An 18,194-nucleotide genomic window follows, 5' to 3' on the forward strand; every position below is an offset into this window, starting at 1 on the left:
TCACCGGTGAGGGAGCTTTCCTCCACCGTTCGAACCCCAGCGGTGGAAGGAACACCCCCCCCCGCCGGGTCAGCCGCCGGCGACCAGCCGGAGCAACTCGGCGGTGACCTCGGCCGGGCGCTCGACGTGCGGCGAGTGGCCGCAGTTGTCGTAGACGACCTCGCGGAAGCCGCCACCGGCGGCCGCGTACCGCTTCAGCACCTCCCGGGTCTGGCCGACCATCGGCTGCGGCGGGCAGTCGTCGGCGCCGGGCCAGCCCGGCACCACGCCGAGCGAACCCAGGTAGGCCAGGTCGAACAGCGACGTGTCGGACACGATGGCGTCCCGCTCGCCGCGGACCCACACGATCGGCGGCTTCGGCGTGACCGCGACCAGCGCCTCGGCCACGTTGAAATGGTTGGGCGCCATGGTGTTGAGCACGCCCCGGTCGCCCGGCCCGACGCCCGGCCAGCTCGCCACCGGCTTGCCGTCGCCCGGGTAGTTGTCCTCGCCGACGGCCGTGCTCAGCACCGTGTCCAGCAGCAACTGCTCGTCGTCGCCGAGCGCGGACGGGTCGGCTACGTAGGCCGACCGCAGCACCGCCAGCGGGCTGGCCGGAGCGTCGGCGCCGCGGTCACCGGCCTGGATGCGGGCCACGAAGTCCGGGTTGGCGGTGCCGCCGCCGGTGCCCGGCGAAATCGGCCGTGGTCGGGGTGCCGGCCAGGTCACGGGTGCCGCCGAAGCCGTACGGGCTGAGCGGCGCCTCCAGCAACACCGAGGAGAACCGCCCCGGGTGATCGGCCAGCAGTTGCATCACCACCCCGCCGCCCATCGAGTGGGCGGCCACGATCACCGGCCCGTCCGCCGGGAACAGGTTCCGGTCGTCGAGCAGGGCGGCCACGTCGTCGGCGAAGTCGCGCAGGCCCCGGGTGGCGTCCACCGGGGCGGTCTCGCTGCGGCCGTACCCGCGCAGGTCCGGGGCGACGACCCGGATACCGTCGGGCAGCCGGCGGATCAGCGGCGCCCAGAAGCCGGCCGACGAGCAGTTGCCGTGCACCAGGAGCACCGGCGTCCCGTCCCCAGGGCCACCGACGAGCACGTTCTGGGTGATACCGCGAGCCTGAACACGCTGATCACGGGTCTCCACCGGCTGATCGTGACACACTCCGCGGCGTATGTTCTTGAATCATGAGCACGACATCGGTGGTCGACCTGGACCTGAGCGGACGGACGGCCATGGTCACCGGCGCCGCCAGCGGGATCGGCCGCGTCTGCGCCCAGCGGCTGGCCGCCGCCGGGGCCGATGTGCTCGTGGTCGACGTCGACGAGGCCGCGGCCCGGGACACCGCCGAGGCGCTGGGCGGCCGTGCGGTCGCCGCTGACCTGGCCGACCCGGACGCGGTCGAGGCGCTCGACGCGGCCGTGGACGTCCTGGTCAACAACGCCGGGCTGCAGTTCGTGGCGCCGCTGCCCGAGTTCCCGCCCGAACGCTTCACGTACCTGCAGCGGGTGATGGTGGAGGCGCCGTTCCGGCTGGCGCGCCGGGTGCTGCCGCACATGTACGAGCGGGGCTGGGGCCGGATCGTCAACATCTCGTCGGTGCACGGGCTGATCGCGTCGCCGTACAAGTCCGCCTACGTGACCGCCAAGCACGCCCTGGAAGGGCTGTCCAAGACGATCGCGCTGGAGGGTGCCGGCCGCGGCGTCACGTCCAACTGCGTGAACCCGGCGTTCGTACGCACCCCGTTGGTCGACAAGCAGATCGCCGATCAGGCCGCCGCCCACGGCATCCCCGAGGCCGAGGTCATCGAAAAGATCATGCTGGAGCGTACGGCGATCAAGAAGCTGATCGACCCCGGCGACGTGGTCGAACTGGTGGCCTATCTCTGCACGCCGGCCGCCGACCTGATCACCGGCGCGTCGATCGCGCTGGACGGCGGCTGGACGGCACATTGACCGAGGAGTTCGACGTCCCGTTCGCCGGGGCCGACGACCAGAGCCGGCTGACCGCGGCCGGACTGGACCGCATCACCGTCGAGCACGTGCCCGGCGTCAGCCACTGCACGATTCTGTTCGACCCCCACGCCGCCGGCCCGGTCGCCGACCGGGTCGTCGAACTAGCAGGCAGGAGTGCCGCATGACCGTCTACGACGCGCAGATCGCCGACCTTCAGGGTAAGCCGCTCGACCTCGGGCAGTTCCGCGGGTCGGCCGCCCTGGTCGTCAACGTGGCGTCCCGTTGCGGGATGACCCCGCAGTACGCGGCGCTGGAGAAGCTGCACGAGGAGTACGCCGAGCGCGGCTTCACCGTGCTGGGCGTCCCCTGCAACCAGTTCGGGGGCCAGGAGCCCGGCACGGCCGACGAGATCGCCGAGTTCTGCAGCACCACGTACGGCGTGACGTTCCCGATGACCGAGAAGGTCGAGGTCAACGGTCCCGGCCGGCATCCCCTCTACCAGCAGCTGACCGGCACTCCCGACGCCGAGGGCTACACCGGCGACATCCGCTGGAACTTCGAGAAGTTCCTGATCGCCCCGGACGGCGAGGTCCGGGCCCGCTTCGCCCCCGGCACCCAGCCCGACTCCCCCGAGGTCATCGCCGCGCTGGAGTCCACCTTGCCGGCGTCCTAGTCGCCGGCGCGGACTCATGGGTGAGAGCGATGTTGCCGAGCCGCCGGTGATCATCAGCGTCCGCGATCAGAAAGCCTGCGGCTCCGGACGGTTGCGACAACAGCGCACCGATGGCCGAGCGGACGTCCTCCGCTGTCACCGTCGGCGACTCCGCGGTGAACTGCTGGATCAGCTCGTCCCCGGAAACCGTTGCGGCATACCATTCCGCGTCGCCGGGGCTCCAGCGACGAAGGGCGACGACGCCATCGCTCATCCCATGACCATCCATCCGCCCAGCACATCATGCGCGGCGGATGGCGTCCCCGCGGCCCCGGGCCGCGGGGACATCCGATTCAGCCGACCGTGACCCGGTCGAGGTCGGGGGCCCAGCCGCTCGGGTTGGCCACCGTGATCGTGGTGGTGCCGGACGGCAGGGTGAGTGTGGTGCTGGTGGTGCCGACCGTGTCCCAGCCCCCGGTGGCCGGGAAGGTCACCGCCTGGCCGTTGACGGTGGCGGTGCGCGGCTCGGCGGTCAGGTAGTGGAATGTGACCGTCCGGGAGCCGCCGCCGGTGACGCCGGTGAAGGTGAGCGTGGCGCCGTTGCCGAGCCAGCCGACCTTTGCGCCACCCGAGCAGGCCGCGCAGGCGGTCACCGTCGCGCCGCCGGTGCGGGTGTTGGCCGGCGCCTCGGCCTCGTAGCTCGCCGGGCCCGTCCCGCCGCCGGTGCCGACGGTCACCGCGCCCAGCCCGAGCCAGCCGTCGGCCTGCTGGGCGGCGTTGGCGAACCGGAACTTCCTGGCGTTGCCGCTGACCGCCTCGAGCGGATTCTTCACCCGCAGCACCCACTGGTAGCCACCGGCCGCGATCCCGGAGAGGTCCACGTTCTGCTGAAAATACTGCCGGTAGCCGAAGTCACGGTAGCCGGCGCCGGTGTTCCAGTCGGGGAAGTCGCGGATCGTCAGCGGCTGGACGGTGCGCAGGTCCCACGGCGTGTCCCAGGTGCGTACGACGGCTCCGCCGCTGTTCTTGAGGCCGAGGGTGACCGTCCAGGGGTAGTAGAACGGGGCCACGCCGGTGTTGCCGATGCGTACGCCGACGGTGGCCGTACCACTAGCCGTGTCCTTGAAGTAGGCGTTGTCGGCACTCAGGTTGTAGCCCATCAGGCGCACCCCGGCGGCCACGTTGGGATCGCTCGCCGGGTAGCCGCCGCTCTGCTCGTTGATCATCCAGGTGGGGTGCAGCAGCTCGATGCAGGCCTTGAGGTTGTCGACCGCGCCCGAGCCGTCGGGCCAGGACTGGAAGGCGGTGGACTGGATCTCGGGGCGCAGCTCGCCGCCGATCGAGTCACCGATCCACTTGTTCTCGGTGCCGGTGGCCAGGTTGTGTTCCAGCTGGGCGTAGGAGGCGCCGCCGAGCGAGGCCGGCAGGGTCACGCCCCGCAGCGGTGAGCCCTCGCGGAAGCAGAACGAGTCGTCGTGGTAGCCGATGTCGCGGCTGTCGGCGGCACCACCGGCCAGCCCGGGGTACCGGATCTCGAGCTTGGTCCGGTTGAACGCGGCATCGTAGGCGGCGACCAGCTGGGCCGCGTTGGCGTCGGCGGGCATGTAATTGGGGCGGCCGTCGGCCGTGTCGGTGTCGTACGGCCAGGTGTGCCACTCGCCCCACAGTCCGACCAGGCCGAGGTGGACGAACCCGAGCCGCGGGTCGCCGTCGTAGCGGGCGCCGAACGCGGCGATGAAGTTCTTCAGCGCGTTGATCAGGAACGGGCTGTCGTAGTCGGGGTGCGTGACGTTCCAGTAGGTGTCGGCCCGGGTGGCCACGTTGCCGTTGAAGCACGGCGGGATGGCGTTGGCCGGGTGGGTGCCGGTGCCGCCGGGGTAGGTCAGGTAGACCCGGATGGCGGCCTGGTTGCCGTACCCGGCGGTCTCGGCCAGCATGCTGTCCACGATGGACCAGTTGTAGGCGCCGCAGTTCGACGCACTGGTCATGATCTCCGACAGGCCGAAGTAACCCCAGGTCAGCGAGTGCGGATAGCCGGCGTTCTGGTCGGCGCCGGGTGAGTAGAACCGGGCCCAGCCCTTGAGCGGGTTGTCGACCGGGCCGGCCGCCGCGGTGAGCGGGTGGGCCGTGAGGGACGGGTCGGGGGTGGCCGGGCCGGGCGGCCGGTGCGGCGGTCCGGCCGGTGCGGCCTGCGCGACGGCCGGGGCGCCGAGGGCGAGGACAGCGCCGAGAACCGCGGCGCCGAGCGTTCGGAACGTCATGTCGGGAGCCTCTCGTTTCTAGGGGATTACGAAGAGGTGTTGACAAAGTATCGAAGGTCTACATCATTATTCGACAACGGGGTAGCTGGCAAGGGGGCAGGGATGAGCTCGACGAAACGGCGCGACGACCGTCGCGCTGCGTGGTGGTTCCTGCTGCCGGTGCTGGCCGGGTTCGCGGTGTTCTACGGCTATCCGGCGATACGCGGCGCGTGGTACTCGGTCACCGACTACACCATGCTCAACACCCCGTCCTTCGTGGGCGCGGACAACTACGCCAAGCTGGTGCACGACCGCCAGTTCTGGCACTCGCTGCTGGTCACGGTCTGGTACGTGGTCCTCAACATCGGATCGCAGACCGTGCTCGCCCTGGCCGTCGCCGCCCTCATGCACCGGCTGACCCGCTCGGTGGTACTGCGCGCGACCCTGCTGCTCCCCTGGCTCGTACCCAACGTCACGGTCGGCCTGCTGTGGATGTGGCTGCTCGACACCAACCTCGGCTTCGTCAACCAGTTGCTGGGCACGCTCGGCTTCGACCGGGTCGGCTTCCTGACCGACGCGACCCTCGCCCTGCCGTCGATCGCCGCCATCAACACCTGGGCCTACACCGGTTACACGGCTTTGCTGCTGTACGCCGGGATGCTCCAGATCCCGCAATACCTCTACGAGGGCGCGGCCCTGGACGGCGCCGGCGAGTGGCGGATGTTCCGCTCCATCACCCTGCCGTTGCTGCGTCCCGTCCTGGCCCTGGTGCTGGTGGTCTCGCTGATCGGCTCGTTCCAGATCTTCGACACCATCGCGGTCACCACCCGGGGCAACCCGGCCTCGGCCACCCGCGTCCTCTACTACTTCATCTACCAGCAGGCCTTCGCCTACTTCCAGATGAGCTACGCCTCGGCCGCGGCGGTCTGCCTGGCGCTGGTCCTGGGCGTCCTCACGGCGGTACAGATGCGCCTGCTGCGCGCCTCCCGATCGGATCTGGCATGAAGCGAAACCTCAGCCCGGGCCGGGTCCTCGGCTGGATCGTCCTGACCGTGACCGTCGTGGCCACCGTCTTCCCGTTCTGGTGGATGATCCGCACCGCGCTCACCCCGGCCGCCGACCTCTACACCGACAACGCCGGCCTGCTGCCGCACGACCCGACGCTGATCAACTTCGCCCGGGTGCTCGGCCTGACCAGCACGGCCGAGGCCCGGGCGGCCGGCGGTTCCGGCGCACACGTCGACTTCGCGCGGTACCTGCTCAACTCGATCGTCTACTGCGCGCTGATCGCGACGTTCCAGACGCTGTTCTGCGCGATGGCCGGGTACGCGTTCGCGCGACTGCGGTTCCCCGGGCGGGACCTGGTGTTCGCCATCGTGATCAGCGCCCTGATGGTCCCGCCGATCTTCACCCTGCTGCCCAACTTCGTACTGATCAAGGATCTCGGGCTGATCAACACCATGGCCGGCATGGTCGCGCCGACCATCCTGATGACCCCGTTCGCGGTGTTCTTCCTGCGCCAGTTCTTCCTGTCGCTGCCACGGGACGTGGAGGAGGCGGCGATCCTCGACGGCAACGGCGCCTGGGGCGTGTTCTGGCGGATCGCGCTGCCGATGAGCCGCGGGCCCCTGCTGACCATCGGGGTCACCACCACGGTGTGGGCCTGGAAGGACTTCCTGTGGCCGCTGCTGGTCGGCCGGGGCGAGCAGAACCGCCTGGTGACCGTGGCGCTCGGCGTCTTCCTGCAGCAGTCCCCCAACACCCAGCCGGACTGGACCGGGCTGATGGCCGCCTCCACGCTGTCCGTCCTGCCCGTCGCGGTGCTGCTCGTGCTGATCGGCAAACGCCTGGTCCAGTCCCTCAACTTCACCGGAAGCAAATAGACCTTCGAGCGGGAAGAGAACGACATGACACGTACGACACGGATCGGCGCGGCCTTACTGTCGCTGGCCATCGCCGGCGGACTGGCCGGCTGCTCGGGCGGCGACGACAGCGACGCCGGCGGCGCGGTCACCCTCGACTACTGGCTCTGGGACGACAACCAGCAGGCGTCGTACCAGGCCTGCGCCGACGCCTTCACCGCGGCCAACCCGGACATCAAGGTCCGGATCACCCAGGCCGCCTGGACCCAGTACTGGCAGAACCTGACCACCCAGCTCGCCTCGGGTGACGCCCCCGACGTGTGGACCGACCAGGGCTCGTACTACCCGCAATTCGTCGGCTCGGGCCAGATCCTCGACATCCAGCCGTACGTCACCGCCGACAAGATCGACCTGAACCAGTACCAGGCCGGGCTGGCCGACCTGTTCACCAAGGACGGCAAGCGCTACGGTCTGCCGAAGGACTGGGACACCATGGCCCTGGTCTACAACACGACCCAGCTGGCCGCCCAGGGCATCAAGCCGGCCGACCTGACCGACCTGACCTGGAACCCCACCGACGGCGGGACCTTCGAGAAGGTCATCGCCCGGGCCACGGTCGACACCAACGGCCACAACGGGCTCGATCCGGCCTTCGACAAGACCAAGGTCAAGGTGTACGGCTACCTGCCCGAATGGGGCGACGGCTCGCAGGGCCAGAACGGCTGGGGCAACCTGGCCGCCGCCAACGGATTCACCTACCTGGACAAGAATCCCTGGGGTACGCGGTTCAAGTACGACGATCCGGCTTTGGCCCAGACGATCGACTGGTTCAAGTCCCTGATCGCCAAGGGCTACAGCCCCGCCCTGGACAAGTCGTCCACCCTGAGCCGGGACGCGCTGATGAACGCGGGCAAGGGGGCGATCACGATGTCCGGCTCGTGGATGATCAACACGTACCTGGGTGAGTCGGCCAAGGCGACGTTCGCGTTCGCCCCGCTGCCGGCCGGGCCGCACGGCCGCAAGACCGCCATCAACGGCCTGTCCGACGCGATCTGGGCCGGCACCGAGCACAAGGACGAGGCCTGGAAGTGGGTCAAGTTCCTCGCCTCCGCCGAGTGCCAGAACATCGTCGGCGGCAACGGCGTGGTCTTCCCGGCCATCCAGGCGTCCACCGCCGAGGCGCTCGCCGCCCACCAGGCCAAGAAGCACGACGTCCAGGTGTTCGTGGACGAGGCGCGGGCGCCCGGCGGCACCTTCTTCGTGCCCATCACCGAGCACGGCAACGAGGTCAGCCAGCTCGTGCAGGACGCCATCCAGTCGTCGGTGCTCGGCCAGACCGACTCGGCGACCGCCCTGAAGAAGGCCAACGACCAGGTCAACACGTTGTTCAAGTAGTCCGCCACCACGCTTCACGAGGAGAACCATGGCGTCGCTCATCCAGCTGTCCGGCCGCACCTTCGCGCTGGAGCACGACGGCCCCGGCCGGCCCGAACCGGCCGACGGTGGCCTGATCCTCCCGCCCGGACGGGTCGCGCTGCTGCACGGACTGGGCGACGCCCTGTTCTACCGGCACGGCCAGAACTCGTGGAGCCCGTGCGGCTGGCGTCGGCTGTCCGAGCCACCCCTGCGCATCGCCGACCGGCGGCGACGGATCACCGCCGACGACGACGCCTGGGACGACCCGGCCCGGCACCACTCCTCGGCGGTCGCCGCCCTCGACGCCGGCGACGGCGACGTCCTGCTGCTCGGGGCGCTCGGCCTGGGTACGCCCCGGCTCACGGCCGACCGGGACACGCTGGCCGGCTGGTACGAGCACGGCGCCCACCCGTGGTTCGCCGCCCGCGGCCCCGAGGAGGAGGTGTTCGCCGCGTACGCCCGGCAGCTGGCCCGCCGCATCGGTCACCGCGACCGGCGCGCCGGCAACGTCTGGTGCAGCTGGTACGCGTACTACGAGAACATCACCGAGCCGCAGCTGACCAAGGACATTCAGGACCTGCGGGGGCTGCCGTACGACGTGGTGCAGATCGACGACGGATGGGAACGGATGGTCGGCGACTGGCAGCCCAATCCGAACTTCCCGTCCGGGATGCGGGCTCTGGCCGAACGGATCGGTGACGCCGGGCTGAGCCCGGGGCTGTGGCTGGCCCCGTTCATCGCACTTCCCGGGTCCGCATTCGCGCGCCGGCACCCGGACCTGCTGCTGCGCGACGCCCGGGGCGAGCCGGTGGTGGCCGGGAACAACTGGGGCACCGGCTACCACGCCCTCGACCTGTCCCGGCCGGCCGCCCGCGACCACGTCGGCGAGCTGATCCACCGGGTGGTGCACGATTGGGGCTTCCGCTATCTGAAACTGGACTTCATCAACGCCGGCGCCGCCCCCGGCGCCCGGGCCGGTGACCCGGACCGGGAACAGGTCTACCGGGACGCGCTCACGCTGATCCGGGAGGTCGCCGGCGACGACGTCTACCTGCTCGGCAGCGGCGCCATCCTGCTGCCGTCCCTGGGCCTGCTCGACGGTCTGCGCAGCGGCCCCGACGTCGCCCCGATGTGGCAGAACTACGCCAGCGACGACCCGTCCGACGCGATGGCCCGCAACGCCGTGGTCAACGCCCTGCACCGGCTGTGGCACCGGCCGCTGGCCGAGGTCGACCCGGACGTCGTGTACTTCCGCAGCCGCCTCAACCTGCTGACCGATCAGCAGCTCGGCTGGCTGCGCGACCTGGCCGACATCTGCCGGTTCCGGGCCGTGTCCGATCCGCCGGGCTGGCTCACACCGACCGAGCTGGCCGAGCTGACCGGTTACCTGGCGGCGCGGCCGGAGATCGTGCGCCGGGACCGGTACCGATTCACCGTCGGTGGCCGGGAGGTGGACTTCACCGGCGCCGTCACACCGGCGGCACAGGCGTACCCCATCGCCTGATTGTAAAGTCCGAAGCGTATTGGCCGAGCGCGACCGGGCAGCGGAGGACAAACGGTGACTCAGGTGACCACCACCGGGGCGGATCTGCCCCGCCTGCGCGAACTCAACTCGCTGACGGTGGTGCGGGCACTGCGCGACCACCCGCCCTCGACCGTCACCGAGCTGTCCCGGCGCACCGGCCTGTCCCGGCCCGCCGTCGACGTGATCGCTCAGGGGTTGGTCGCCGACGGCTGGGCCGGCGTGCTCGAACCGGGGGCCAGCAGCGCGGTCGGGCGCCCGGCCCGCCGCTACCGGTTCCGGGCCGGCGCCGGCCACGTGCTCGGCATCGACGTGGGCGTACACAAGATCCTGGCCCTGCTGGCCGACCTGGACGGCACCATCGTGCACAGCGTCCGGCACGCGGTCGACGCGCAGGCCGGCCCGGACGAACGGCTGGCCGAACTCGACCGGGTCATCGACGCCTGCCTGGCCGGCGCGGACAAGACCGCGGCCGACGTCTGGGCGGTCACCGTCGCGGTCACCGGCGCCGTCGACCCGGCCGGGCGGACCAGCTTCTTCACCCCGCTCCCGGGCTGGAAGGACGTCGACCTGACGGGCCGGTTGGCCCCGCGGTTCGCCTGCCCGATCGTGATCGAGAACGACTGCAAGCTGGCCGCCCTGGCCGAGCGGTGGAAGGGCGCGGCGACCGACGCCGACGACATCGTCTACCTGCTCGGCGGCATGCGCAACGGCGCCGGGCTGATCATCGACGGGGTGCTGCGGCGCGGGTACGGCGGGGCCGCCGGGGAGATCGGCGCGCTCAAACAGGTGCGCTGGCTGAACGCCCCGGAACATCTGCAGAACTGCCCCGGCGTGCCGGACACGGTCGAGCCCGACGACGCCGCCGCGTGGGTCTTCAACGCCGCACGGGAAGGGCACAAGGCCGCGCGTACGGCGGTCCGCCGGTATGTCAAGGATCTCGCCGTTGGCGCGGCCGCGCTCGTGCTCGCCCTCGACCCCCAGGTCGTCGTGTTCGGCGGCGGCTTCTCCCGGTCGGCCGACCTGATCGTCGACCCGCTGCGCCAGGAGCTCGAACGGCTCTGCCTGCGCATGCCCGAGGTGCGCGCCTCCACTCTGGGCGCCGACTCGGTCGCCCTGGGCGCGCTGAGGCTCGCCCTCAACGAGGTCGACCGGCGAGTCTTCGGCGACGGCCTCTCCGCGCCGGTGGCGCCGCGCCGCGCTTGATAGATGATGTTGGCATGTCGGCGGTGCTCTCCGGACGCGACGACGAGCTGCGGCTCCTCGGCGACCTGCTCGCACGGGCCGGTGACGGCGGCGGCGCGACCGTGCTCCGGGGCGAGGCGGGCATCGGGAAATCGGCGGTGCTGGCCGAGGTGGCCGGCCGGGCCGAGACGCGGCGCATGCGCGTGCTCAGCACGACCGGCGTGGAGAGCGAGGCGCAGATCGCCTTCGCCGGGCTCGACCGGCTGCTGCGCCCCGTCCTCGACCAGGCCGACCGGTTGCCGTCGCCCCAGCGCGACGCGCTGCTGGCCGCGTTCGGACGGGCCGGCACCGCCCGCCCCGAACTGTTCCTGATCGCGCTGGCCACGTTGAGCCTGCTCGGCGAGGCGGCCACCGGGACACCGGTGCTGCTGGTCGTCGAGGACGCCCAATGGCTCGACCGGGCCACCGCCGACGTGCTGGTCTTCGTCGCGCGGCGGCTCGACGACGAGCCGGTCGTGCTGCTGGCCGCCCTACGCGACGGGTTCGACGGGCCCTTCGCCGGAGGCGGCCTGCCCGAGCTGGCGCTGGCCCGGCTACCGCGGGCCTCGGCCGAGCAGGTGGTCGACGCCCACAGTCCGGGCCTGCCGCCGGAGGTGCGGGAACGGGTGCTGACCGAGGCCGCCGGCAACCCGCTTGCCCTGGTCGAGCTGCCGGCCGTCCTGGACGCGGGCGCCGCCTCCGGCCCGACCGGCGTGCTGCCCCTGAGCGCGCGGCTGGAACGGGCCTTCGCGGCCCGGATGGCCGGCCTGCCCGCGGCCACCCGGATGCTGGTGACGGTGGCCGCCCTCGACGACGGCGACGCCCTGCCGGAGATCCTGGCCGCGGCCACGCTGATCACCGGCCTACCGTGCACGCCCGGCGACCTCGATCCGGCGGTCGCGGCGCACCTGGTGCACACCGACGGCGGGCGCGTCCGGTTCCGGCACCCCCTGATGCGCTCCGCGATCCACCAGGGCGCGGGCATCGGCCGGCGCCAGCGCGTGCACGCCGCCCTGGCCGAGGTGGTCGGCCACGACGACCGCCGGGTCTGGCACCGGGCCGCGGCCACCGCCGGGCCGGACGACGCCGTCGCCGTCGAGCTGGAGGCGGCCGCGGCCCGGGCGCAACGCCGGGGCGGCACCGCCGCCGGTGCCGCCGCGATGGAGCGTGCGGCCGAGCTCACCCGCGACCCGGCGCTGCGCGGCGAGCGGCTGCTCCGCGCGGCCGAGATCACCTTCGAGCTGGGTCAGAGCGACGGGGTGGCCCGCCTGCTGGCCGAGGCCGACCGGGTCGGGCTGTCCGAACGGCAGCGCTGGCGGACGGCGTGGATCCGGGACAGCTTCGACGACGGCGTCCTCGGCCGGGCCCAGGCGGCGTGGTCGCTGGCGCAGATCGCCGGGCGGGCGGCGGGCGACGACCCCGGGCTCGCGCTCAACCTGCTCTACGGGGCGGCGCTGCGCTGCTGGTGGACCGAGCCGAGCGTGGAGGTCCGGCAGAGCGTGGTCGACGCCGCGGAGCGCGTACCCGTGGACGAGAACGACCCCCGCCTGCTGATGGTCCTGGCCTTCGCCTCGCCGATCGAGCACGGCGAGATCGTGCTGAGCCGATTACGCCGGCGCACCCTGACCGACGACGGGCGGGCGGCCCGGATGCTCGGCAACGCCGCCCACGCGGTCGGCGCGTACGACCTCGCCGCCGGGTTCTTCGCCGCCTCGCTGCCCGGGCTGCGGGCCGAGGGACGGCTCGCCCTGCTCGCCCGCGCCCTCACGCTGCAGGCCCGCGGCTGCGCCCAGCTGGTCGACCTCGGCGTCGCCATCCCGGCCGCCGACGAGGCGTACCGGCTCGCCCGCGACACCTCGCAGCCGGTCGTCGCGGCCACCGCGCAGACCGCCCAGGCCCTGCTCGCGGCCCTGCGCGGTGAACAGGACGACGCCTACCGGCTCGCCGCCCGGGCCGAACGGGCGGCCATGCCCGGCGCCACCAACGCGGTGCTGGCCGCCGTGCAGTTCGCCCGCGGTTCGGCCGCCCTGGCCGCCGGCCGGCACGAGGAGGCGCTGACCGACCTGCGGCGCATGTTCGACCCGGCCGATCCCGCCTTTCACCGGGCGCTGCGGTGCCACGCGGTCGGCGACCTGGCCGAGGCCGCGGTCCGCGGTGGACAGCCGGACGAGGTCCGGGGCGTGGTGGCCGAGATGACCGAGGTCGGCCGGCGTACCTCCGCCCCGGCGCTGCACACCGGCCTCCGCTATGCCCGCGCCCTGCTGGCCGACGCCCAGCCGCTCTACGAGGAGGCGCTGCGACCGGCCGCGTGGCCCTTCCCGCGGGCCCGGATCCAGCTCGGGTACGGCTCCTGGCTGCGCCGCCAGCGCCGGGTGGCCGAGTCCCGGGCGCACCTGCGAGCGGCCCGGGACACCTTCGACGCGCTCGGCCTGACCCCGTGGGGCGACCGGGCCCGGTCCGAGCTGCGCGCCTCCGGCGAGACCAGCCGCGGCCGCTCCCCCGACGCCCGCGACCGGCTCACCCCGCAGGAACTGCAGATCGCCCAGCTGGCCGCGGACGGCCTGACCAACCGCGAGATCGGCCAGCGGCTCTACTTGTCGCACCGGACGATCGGCTCGCACCTGCACCGGATCTTCCCGAAGCTCGGCGTCACCTCCCGGGCCCAGCTGCGCACCGCGTTACCGTCATCTGACGCAAGCGAAGCGCCGTGACAACCGCCTAGGTTTCCGGTCATGACGAACGTACTTTTCATCCATGGCCTGTGGCTGCACGCCACCTCGTGGGGCGCCTGGTCAGAACTCTTCGAGCAGGCCGGCTACCAGACCTCGGCGCCCGGCTGGCCGGGCGAACCGGACACCGTCGAGGCGGCCCGGACCAACCCGGACAGCGTCGCCGACCACGGCATCGACGACGTGGTCGCGCACTACACGAAGATCATCGAGGGCCTGGACAGCAAGCCGATCCTGGTCGGGCACTCCTTCGGCGGCATGATCGCCCAGAAACTGCTCGGCCTCGACCTGGCCGCGGCGGCCGTCGCGATCGACGCGGCCCAGATCAAGGGCGTGCTGCCGGTGCCGCTGTCCTCGCTGCGGGTCACCTTCCCGGTGTTCAAGAACCCGGCCAACCGGCACCGGGCCGTCTCGCTGACCGCCGAGCAGTTCCGGTACGGCTTCGGCAACGCCATCAGCGAGCAGGAGTCGGACGAACTGTTCGAACGGTGGGCCATCCCGTCGCCGGGCAAGCCACTCTTCGAGGCCGCGGCGGCCAACTTCGACCCGCACTCGCCGGCCAAGGTCGACACGGCCAACGAGCTGCGCGGGCCCCTGCTGCTGATGATGGGCGGCCGCGACCACACCGTGCCCGAGGCGATCACCCGGGCCACGCTCAAGCAGTACCGGCACTCCGACGCGGTCACCGACATCGTCGAGTTCGCCGACCGGGCCCACTCGCTGACCATCGACCACGGCTGGCGTGAAGTCGCCAACACCGCGCTGGCCTGGCTCCGGCAGCACTCCCTCTGACGCCATGGACCTGCATCTGAACGGGCGGACCGCGGTCGTCACCGGCGCCGGCAAGGGCATCGGCCTGGCCGTCACCCGGGCGCTGGCCGGCGAGGGCGTCACCGTCGTGGCCGGCACCCGTACCGTCACCACCGAGCTGTCCGACCTGGCCGCCCGGACCACCGTCCACCCGGTCGCGGTCGACCTGGCCACGCCGACCGGTCCGGCCGAGCTGGTCGAGACCGCCGTCACCGCCCACGGTGGCCTGGACATCCTGGTCAACAACGTCGGTGGTGTGCGGCCCCGCACCGGGGGGTTCCTCAGCGTCACCGACGACGACTGGCTCCAGGCCCTGACGATCAACTTCCTTTCCGCCGTACGCGCCACCCGCGCCGCCCTGCCGCACCTGATCGACCGGGGCGCCGGGGTGGTCGTCACCGTCGGCTCGGTCAACGCCCGGCTTCCGGATCCGCTGGTCATCGACTACAGCGCGGCCAAGGCGGCCCTCGCCAGCTTCTGCAAGTCGCTGTCCCGGGAGGTCGCGCACCACGGCGTACGCGTCGCCACGGTCAGCCCCGGCCCGGTCGCCACGGCGCTGTGGCTGGGGCCGGACGGGGTCGCCGCCACCGTGGCCAAGGCCAGCGGCGCCAATCCGGAGGGGGTCGCCGGCACCGCCGCCGGTGAATCCGCGACCGGCCGGTTCACCCAGCCCGACGAGGTCGCCGACCTGGTCCTGCTGCTGGCCAGCGACCGGGCCGGCAATGTCACCGGCGCCGACTTCGTGATCGACGGAGGGCTCATCACGACGCTGTGACCTTCGTCCCTAGTGGGAGATCCGGTGCACGAGATCGGCTCGGTGTACGTCAGGCCAGCATGAGCTTCACGCGTACCCGAGCATTGATCGTGCTCGCCGTCCTCGCCGCTCTCGCGATCGCCGGCGTGGCGGTCGCGCTGGTCCGGGACACCCAGGGCGACGCCGCCGCCCAAGGGTGCCCGGCCGGCGCGACCACCGTCAACGTCAAGCTGCCCGAGCACTCCGACCAGGTGAAACTGCGGATCCTCAACGGGACCCGCACGACCGGCCGGGCCGAGCAGGTCAGTGAGGAGTTCAAGAACCGCGGCTTCCAGATGCAGCGGCCGGCCGACAGCCGGAGCAAGGTCGCCAAGGTCGCGGTCATCAAGTTCGGGCCGAAGACGGTCGGCGCCGCCCAGTGGATCCGGGCGTACTTCCTCGGCGAGGGCGTGGCCCAGTACGAGGCCACCCGGACCACCGACGTGATCGACATCGTGGTCGGTGACCAGTACAAACAGCTCGCCACCACCACCGAGGTGAACCAGTCGCTGGCCCAGCTCAGCGACCCCAAGCTGCCCCCGGGCACCTGCGCCGCCTGACCGCCGCGCGCCTTCCCGGGGCCTCCTTACCAAACTTTTATCCCTGCCGTGCCAGCCTGATGCCCCTGAAACAGTGGTATCCCCGAGCGGCATCCGAGGCCCGAATACCGCTCAGGCCAACCAGTGAAAACAGTGGTAACCCCGCGCGGTATCCAGGGCCCGCATGCCGCTCGGGCCTACCAGTGAGAACAACAGTGGTAGGCCTGAGCGGCGTCCGAGGCCCGGATGCCGCGCGGGGCTACCACTGAGAACAACAGTGGTAGGCCTGAGCGGCGTCCGGGGCCCAGATGCCGCGCGGGGCTACCACTGATGTGTGGGGAGGTCACGGTGGTACGAGTGCTGGTCGCCGACGACGAGCGGATGCTGGCCGACATGGTCGCGGAGGGGCTGCGCCGGCTGTCCATGGCCGTCGATGTGGTCTACGACGGCGACAGTGCCCTGGACCGGCTCGGCGTCAACCGCTACGACGTGGCCGTCCTCGACCGGGACATGCCGGGCCGCAGCGGCGACGAGGTGTGCCGGCGGATCGCCGGCTCGGACGCCGGGACCCGCGTGCTGATGCTGACCGCCGCGGTCGGGATCCGCGACCGGGTCGAGGGCCTGGGCCTCGGCGCCGACGACTACCTGACCAAGCCGTTCGCCTTCGCCGAGCTGGTCGCCCGCCTGCAGGCGCTGGCCCGCCGCACGGCGCCCGCACTGCCGCCGGTGCTCCAGCAGGACGGCGTCGAGCTCGACGTCGCCCGGCACACCGCCGCCCGGGACGGGCTCGCGCTGTCGCTGTCGCCCAAGGAGTTCGCCGTGCTGCACGTGCTGCTGCGGGCGGGCGGCCGGGTGGTCAGCCCCGAGGATCTGCTGGAGCAGGCCTGGGACGAGCACATCGACCCGTTCACCAACACCGTCCGCACGACGATCATGACGTTGCGGCGGAAGCTCGGTGACCCGCCGGTGCTGCACACCGTGCCCCGGGCGGGCTACCGGCTCGGGATGCCCGGCCCGAGCGGGTCACCGTCCGGCGCCCAGCCGCGAACACAGTGGTAGCCCCGGGCGGTATTCGGGCCCCGGATACCGCCCGGGGCTACCACTGAAAGTCGCCAAGCCGGCGCCCAGCCCGTCAGGCGGGTCGGCTGGTTGTTGACGCGGATCCGCGTGTTCGCTGGACGGGGGACCACGTGATCATCGTGGAATGGGCCGCGCGGGCGGCGAAACCGGTCAGGACGATGGCCGCCGGCACGATCAGGTAGGCGCCGCTGAGCAGCAGTGTCGCCCCGGTGAGGGCACTGCCGGCCACCGCGACGGCCCGGGACCGGCCGGCCGGCAGCAACCGGACGGCGGCCAGGGTGCCGACGAACATGACCGGGGCCAGGCAGGCGGAGGTCGCCCGGAGCAGCGGGTCCAGGCCGATCGGGAACAGGAGCGTGGGTACGGCGACGAGGGCGGTCGCCGTACCCAGCAGAACCAGAGCGCGCCCGGGTGAGCTGATCCGGCGCGGCAGCAGGCGCTCGCCGGCCAGCGCGGCACCGAGCCGCGAAGCGCCGGCCAGGTAGGTGTTGATCGCGCCGAAGGTCAGGACCAGGGCGGCCACCCCGGTCACCGGTTCGGCGGCGGCGCCGATGCGGGTGGCCATCATGGCGGTCAGGGGTACGGGCGACGACGCCGCGCCCGAGCCGACCCCGGCCACCGCCACCCCGAGGTAGATCACGGTGATCGCCACCAGGGTCAGCCCGGTCGCGGTCAGCAGCCGCCGCCCCGCGAACTCGGCCGACAGGTGGCTGGCCGCCTCCCACCCGACGAACGCGAAGACGAGCACCCCGACGGCACTGCCGACCCCGCCGAGCCCGTGTGGCAGGAACGGCGCGAAGCGGTCGGCCCGGACCTCGGGCAGGCTGGCCGCGATCGCCGTGGTCAGCACCGCGACCAGCAGGCCGACCAGCACCACCTGCACTCGGCCGCTGGTCCGCAACCCGGCCGCGTTGGCGCCGAACGCCGCCGCCAGCAGCACCCCGGCGACGGCGGTCGCGGCCCGGCCGTCCCAGCCGAACGCGTCGGCCGCGTACAGGCCGCCGGCCAGCGCCCCGGCCAGGATGCCGACCGGCACCGCGGTGAAGAACCACCATCCGACCGCCGCGTACGCCCACCGCCCCACCCCCGTCCCGGCGAAGTGCGCGACCCCGCCCGCGCCGGGATGCCGCAGCCCGAGCAGCGCGAAGGTGAACGCCACCGGGACGCTGACCACGATCAGCCCGGCCCAGGCGAGCACCGACCCGGGCCCGGCCGCCTCCGCCGCCAGGTGTGGCAGCACCAGCATGCCCGGCCCGAGCACGCCCCCGAGCACTGTCGCCGTCCCCTGCCACAGTCCCAACCGATGTTCTGTCATGCCCGAAAAGGTAGGCAGACGTTCGGTGATCATGGGTCTCAGTCGAACGTTTGAACGGAATTCGATGGCAGGATGAC

18 protein-coding genes are annotated in these 18,194 nt (G+C 72.1%); 13 read left to right on the forward strand and 5 right to left on the reverse strand.

What is annotated here, in order from left to right; translation table 11 throughout:
- Positions 1 to 69: 69 nt before the first annotated feature.
- Entirely contained in the window at positions 70 to 636 is a 567-nt protein-coding gene (locus tag ACGFIO_RS12595; protein ID WP_392825685.1) for an alpha/beta fold hydrolase, read from the reverse strand.
- Positions 614 to 1,126 (reverse strand): alpha/beta fold hydrolase, encoded by a 513-nt coding sequence (locus ACGFIO_RS12600; protein WP_392825687.1) that lies wholly within the window; start codon positions 1,124 to 1,126, stop codon positions 614 to 616. Before ACGFIO_RS12600 ends, ACGFIO_RS12595 begins: the two co-directional genes overlap by 23 nt.
- Before the next feature lie 41 nt (positions 1,127 to 1,167).
- On the opposite strand from ACGFIO_RS12600, the gene ACGFIO_RS12605 reads away from it, so the two are divergent.
- Genes ACGFIO_RS12605 through ACGFIO_RS12615 form a run of 3 tightly spaced genes read left to right on the forward strand, consistent with a single transcriptional unit; the run spans position 1,168 to position 2,608 of the window.
- Entirely contained in the window at positions 1,168 to 1,935 is a 768-nt protein-coding gene (locus ACGFIO_RS12605) for a 3-hydroxybutyrate dehydrogenase (protein WP_392825689.1), read from the forward strand.
- Positions 1,932 to 2,120 (forward strand): hypothetical protein, encoded by a 189-nt coding sequence (locus tag ACGFIO_RS12610; RefSeq protein ID WP_392825691.1) that lies wholly within the window; start codon positions 1,932 to 1,934, stop codon positions 2,118 to 2,120. Before ACGFIO_RS12605 ends, ACGFIO_RS12610 begins: the two co-directional genes overlap by 4 nt.
- Positions 2,117 to 2,608, forward strand: coding sequence for a glutathione peroxidase (locus tag ACGFIO_RS12615; protein ID WP_392825693.1), 492 nt, complete (start codon positions 2,117 to 2,119; stop codon positions 2,606 to 2,608). Before ACGFIO_RS12610 ends, ACGFIO_RS12615 begins: the two co-directional genes overlap by 4 nt.
- Here ACGFIO_RS12615 and ACGFIO_RS12620 read toward each other — a convergent pair.
- Together ACGFIO_RS12620 and ACGFIO_RS12625 are read right to left on the reverse strand one after the other, a co-directional pair.
- Entirely contained in the window at positions 2,571 to 2,861 is a 291-nt protein-coding gene (locus tag ACGFIO_RS12620; RefSeq protein WP_392825696.1) for a hypothetical protein, read from the reverse strand. The genes ACGFIO_RS12615 and ACGFIO_RS12620 overlap by 38 nt on opposite strands.
- A gap of 79 nt (positions 2,862 to 2,940) precedes the next feature.
- The gene (locus ACGFIO_RS12625) at positions 2,941 to 4,848 is read right to left on the reverse strand and encodes a carbohydrate-binding protein (protein WP_392825698.1); all 1,908 of its coding nucleotides are present in this window, start codon (positions 4,846 to 4,848) and stop codon (positions 2,941 to 2,943) included.
- A 102-nt stretch (positions 4,849 to 4,950) separates the two neighbouring features.
- On the opposite strand from ACGFIO_RS12625, the gene ACGFIO_RS12630 reads away from it, so the two are divergent.
- From ACGFIO_RS12630 to ACGFIO_RS12675, 10 genes are all read left to right on the forward strand, one after another.
- The gene (locus ACGFIO_RS12630) at positions 4,951 to 5,832 is read left to right on the forward strand and encodes a carbohydrate ABC transporter permease (RefSeq protein ID WP_392825700.1); all 882 of its coding nucleotides are present in this window, start codon (positions 4,951 to 4,953) and stop codon (positions 5,830 to 5,832) included.
- Positions 5,829 to 6,710: a carbohydrate ABC transporter permease gene (locus ACGFIO_RS12635; RefSeq protein WP_392825702.1), complete on the forward strand. Its 882-nt coding sequence runs from the start codon at positions 5,829 to 5,831 to the stop codon at positions 6,708 to 6,710. Before ACGFIO_RS12630 ends, ACGFIO_RS12635 begins: the two co-directional genes overlap by 4 nt.
- A 24-nt stretch (positions 6,711 to 6,734) precedes the next feature.
- Positions 6,735 to 8,084 (forward strand): ABC transporter substrate-binding protein, encoded by a 1,350-nt coding sequence (locus ACGFIO_RS12640; protein ID WP_392825705.1) that lies wholly within the window; start codon positions 6,735 to 6,737, stop codon positions 8,082 to 8,084.
- 28 nt (positions 8,085 to 8,112) lie between these two features.
- Entirely contained in the window at positions 8,113 to 9,609 is a 1,497-nt protein-coding gene (locus tag ACGFIO_RS12645; protein WP_392825707.1) for a glycoside hydrolase family 36 protein, read from the forward strand.
- 54 nt (positions 9,610 to 9,663) lie between these two features.
- Positions 9,664 to 10,833, forward strand: coding sequence for an ROK family protein (locus ACGFIO_RS12650; protein ID WP_392825710.1), 1,170 nt, complete (start codon positions 9,664 to 9,666; stop codon positions 10,831 to 10,833).
- Between the two features lie 14 nt (positions 10,834 to 10,847).
- Entirely contained in the window at positions 10,848 to 13,562 is a 2,715-nt protein-coding gene (locus ACGFIO_RS12655) for an ATP-binding protein (protein ID WP_392825713.1), read from the forward strand.
- 21 nt (positions 13,563 to 13,583) lie between these two features.
- The gene (locus ACGFIO_RS12660) at positions 13,584 to 14,372 is read left to right on the forward strand and encodes an alpha/beta hydrolase (protein WP_392825716.1); all 789 of its coding nucleotides are present in this window, start codon (positions 13,584 to 13,586) and stop codon (positions 14,370 to 14,372) included.
- Between the two features lie 4 nt (positions 14,373 to 14,376).
- The gene (locus ACGFIO_RS12665) at positions 14,377 to 15,165 is read left to right on the forward strand and encodes an oxidoreductase (protein ID WP_392825718.1); all 789 of its coding nucleotides are present in this window, start codon (positions 14,377 to 14,379) and stop codon (positions 15,163 to 15,165) included.
- A 59-nt stretch (positions 15,166 to 15,224) separates the two neighbouring features.
- Positions 15,225 to 15,743 carry a LytR C-terminal domain-containing protein gene (locus ACGFIO_RS12670; RefSeq protein WP_392825719.1) on the forward strand — a complete coding sequence of 173 codons (519 nt, stop codon included), beginning with the start codon at positions 15,225 to 15,227 and terminating at the stop codon, positions 15,741 to 15,743.
- A gap of 327 nt (positions 15,744 to 16,070) precedes the next feature.
- Positions 16,071 to 16,781 (forward strand): response regulator transcription factor, encoded by a 711-nt coding sequence (locus tag ACGFIO_RS12675; RefSeq protein ID WP_392825722.1) that lies wholly within the window; start codon positions 16,071 to 16,073, stop codon positions 16,779 to 16,781.
- A gap of 73 nt (positions 16,782 to 16,854) precedes the next feature.
- Here the strand turns inward: ACGFIO_RS12675 and ACGFIO_RS12680 are convergent, their stop codons facing one another.
- Complete coding sequence (locus ACGFIO_RS12680) at positions 16,855 to 18,117, reverse strand: APC family permease (protein ID WP_392825724.1); 1,263 nt, start codon at positions 18,115 to 18,117, stop codon at positions 16,855 to 16,857.
- Between the last annotated feature and the right edge of the window lie 77 nt (positions 18,118 to 18,194).

It is taken from the genome of Actinoplanes sp. NPDC049265 (assembly GCF_043197135.1).
Classification (GTDB): domain Bacteria; phylum Actinomycetota; class Actinomycetes; order Mycobacteriales; family Micromonosporaceae; genus Actinoplanes.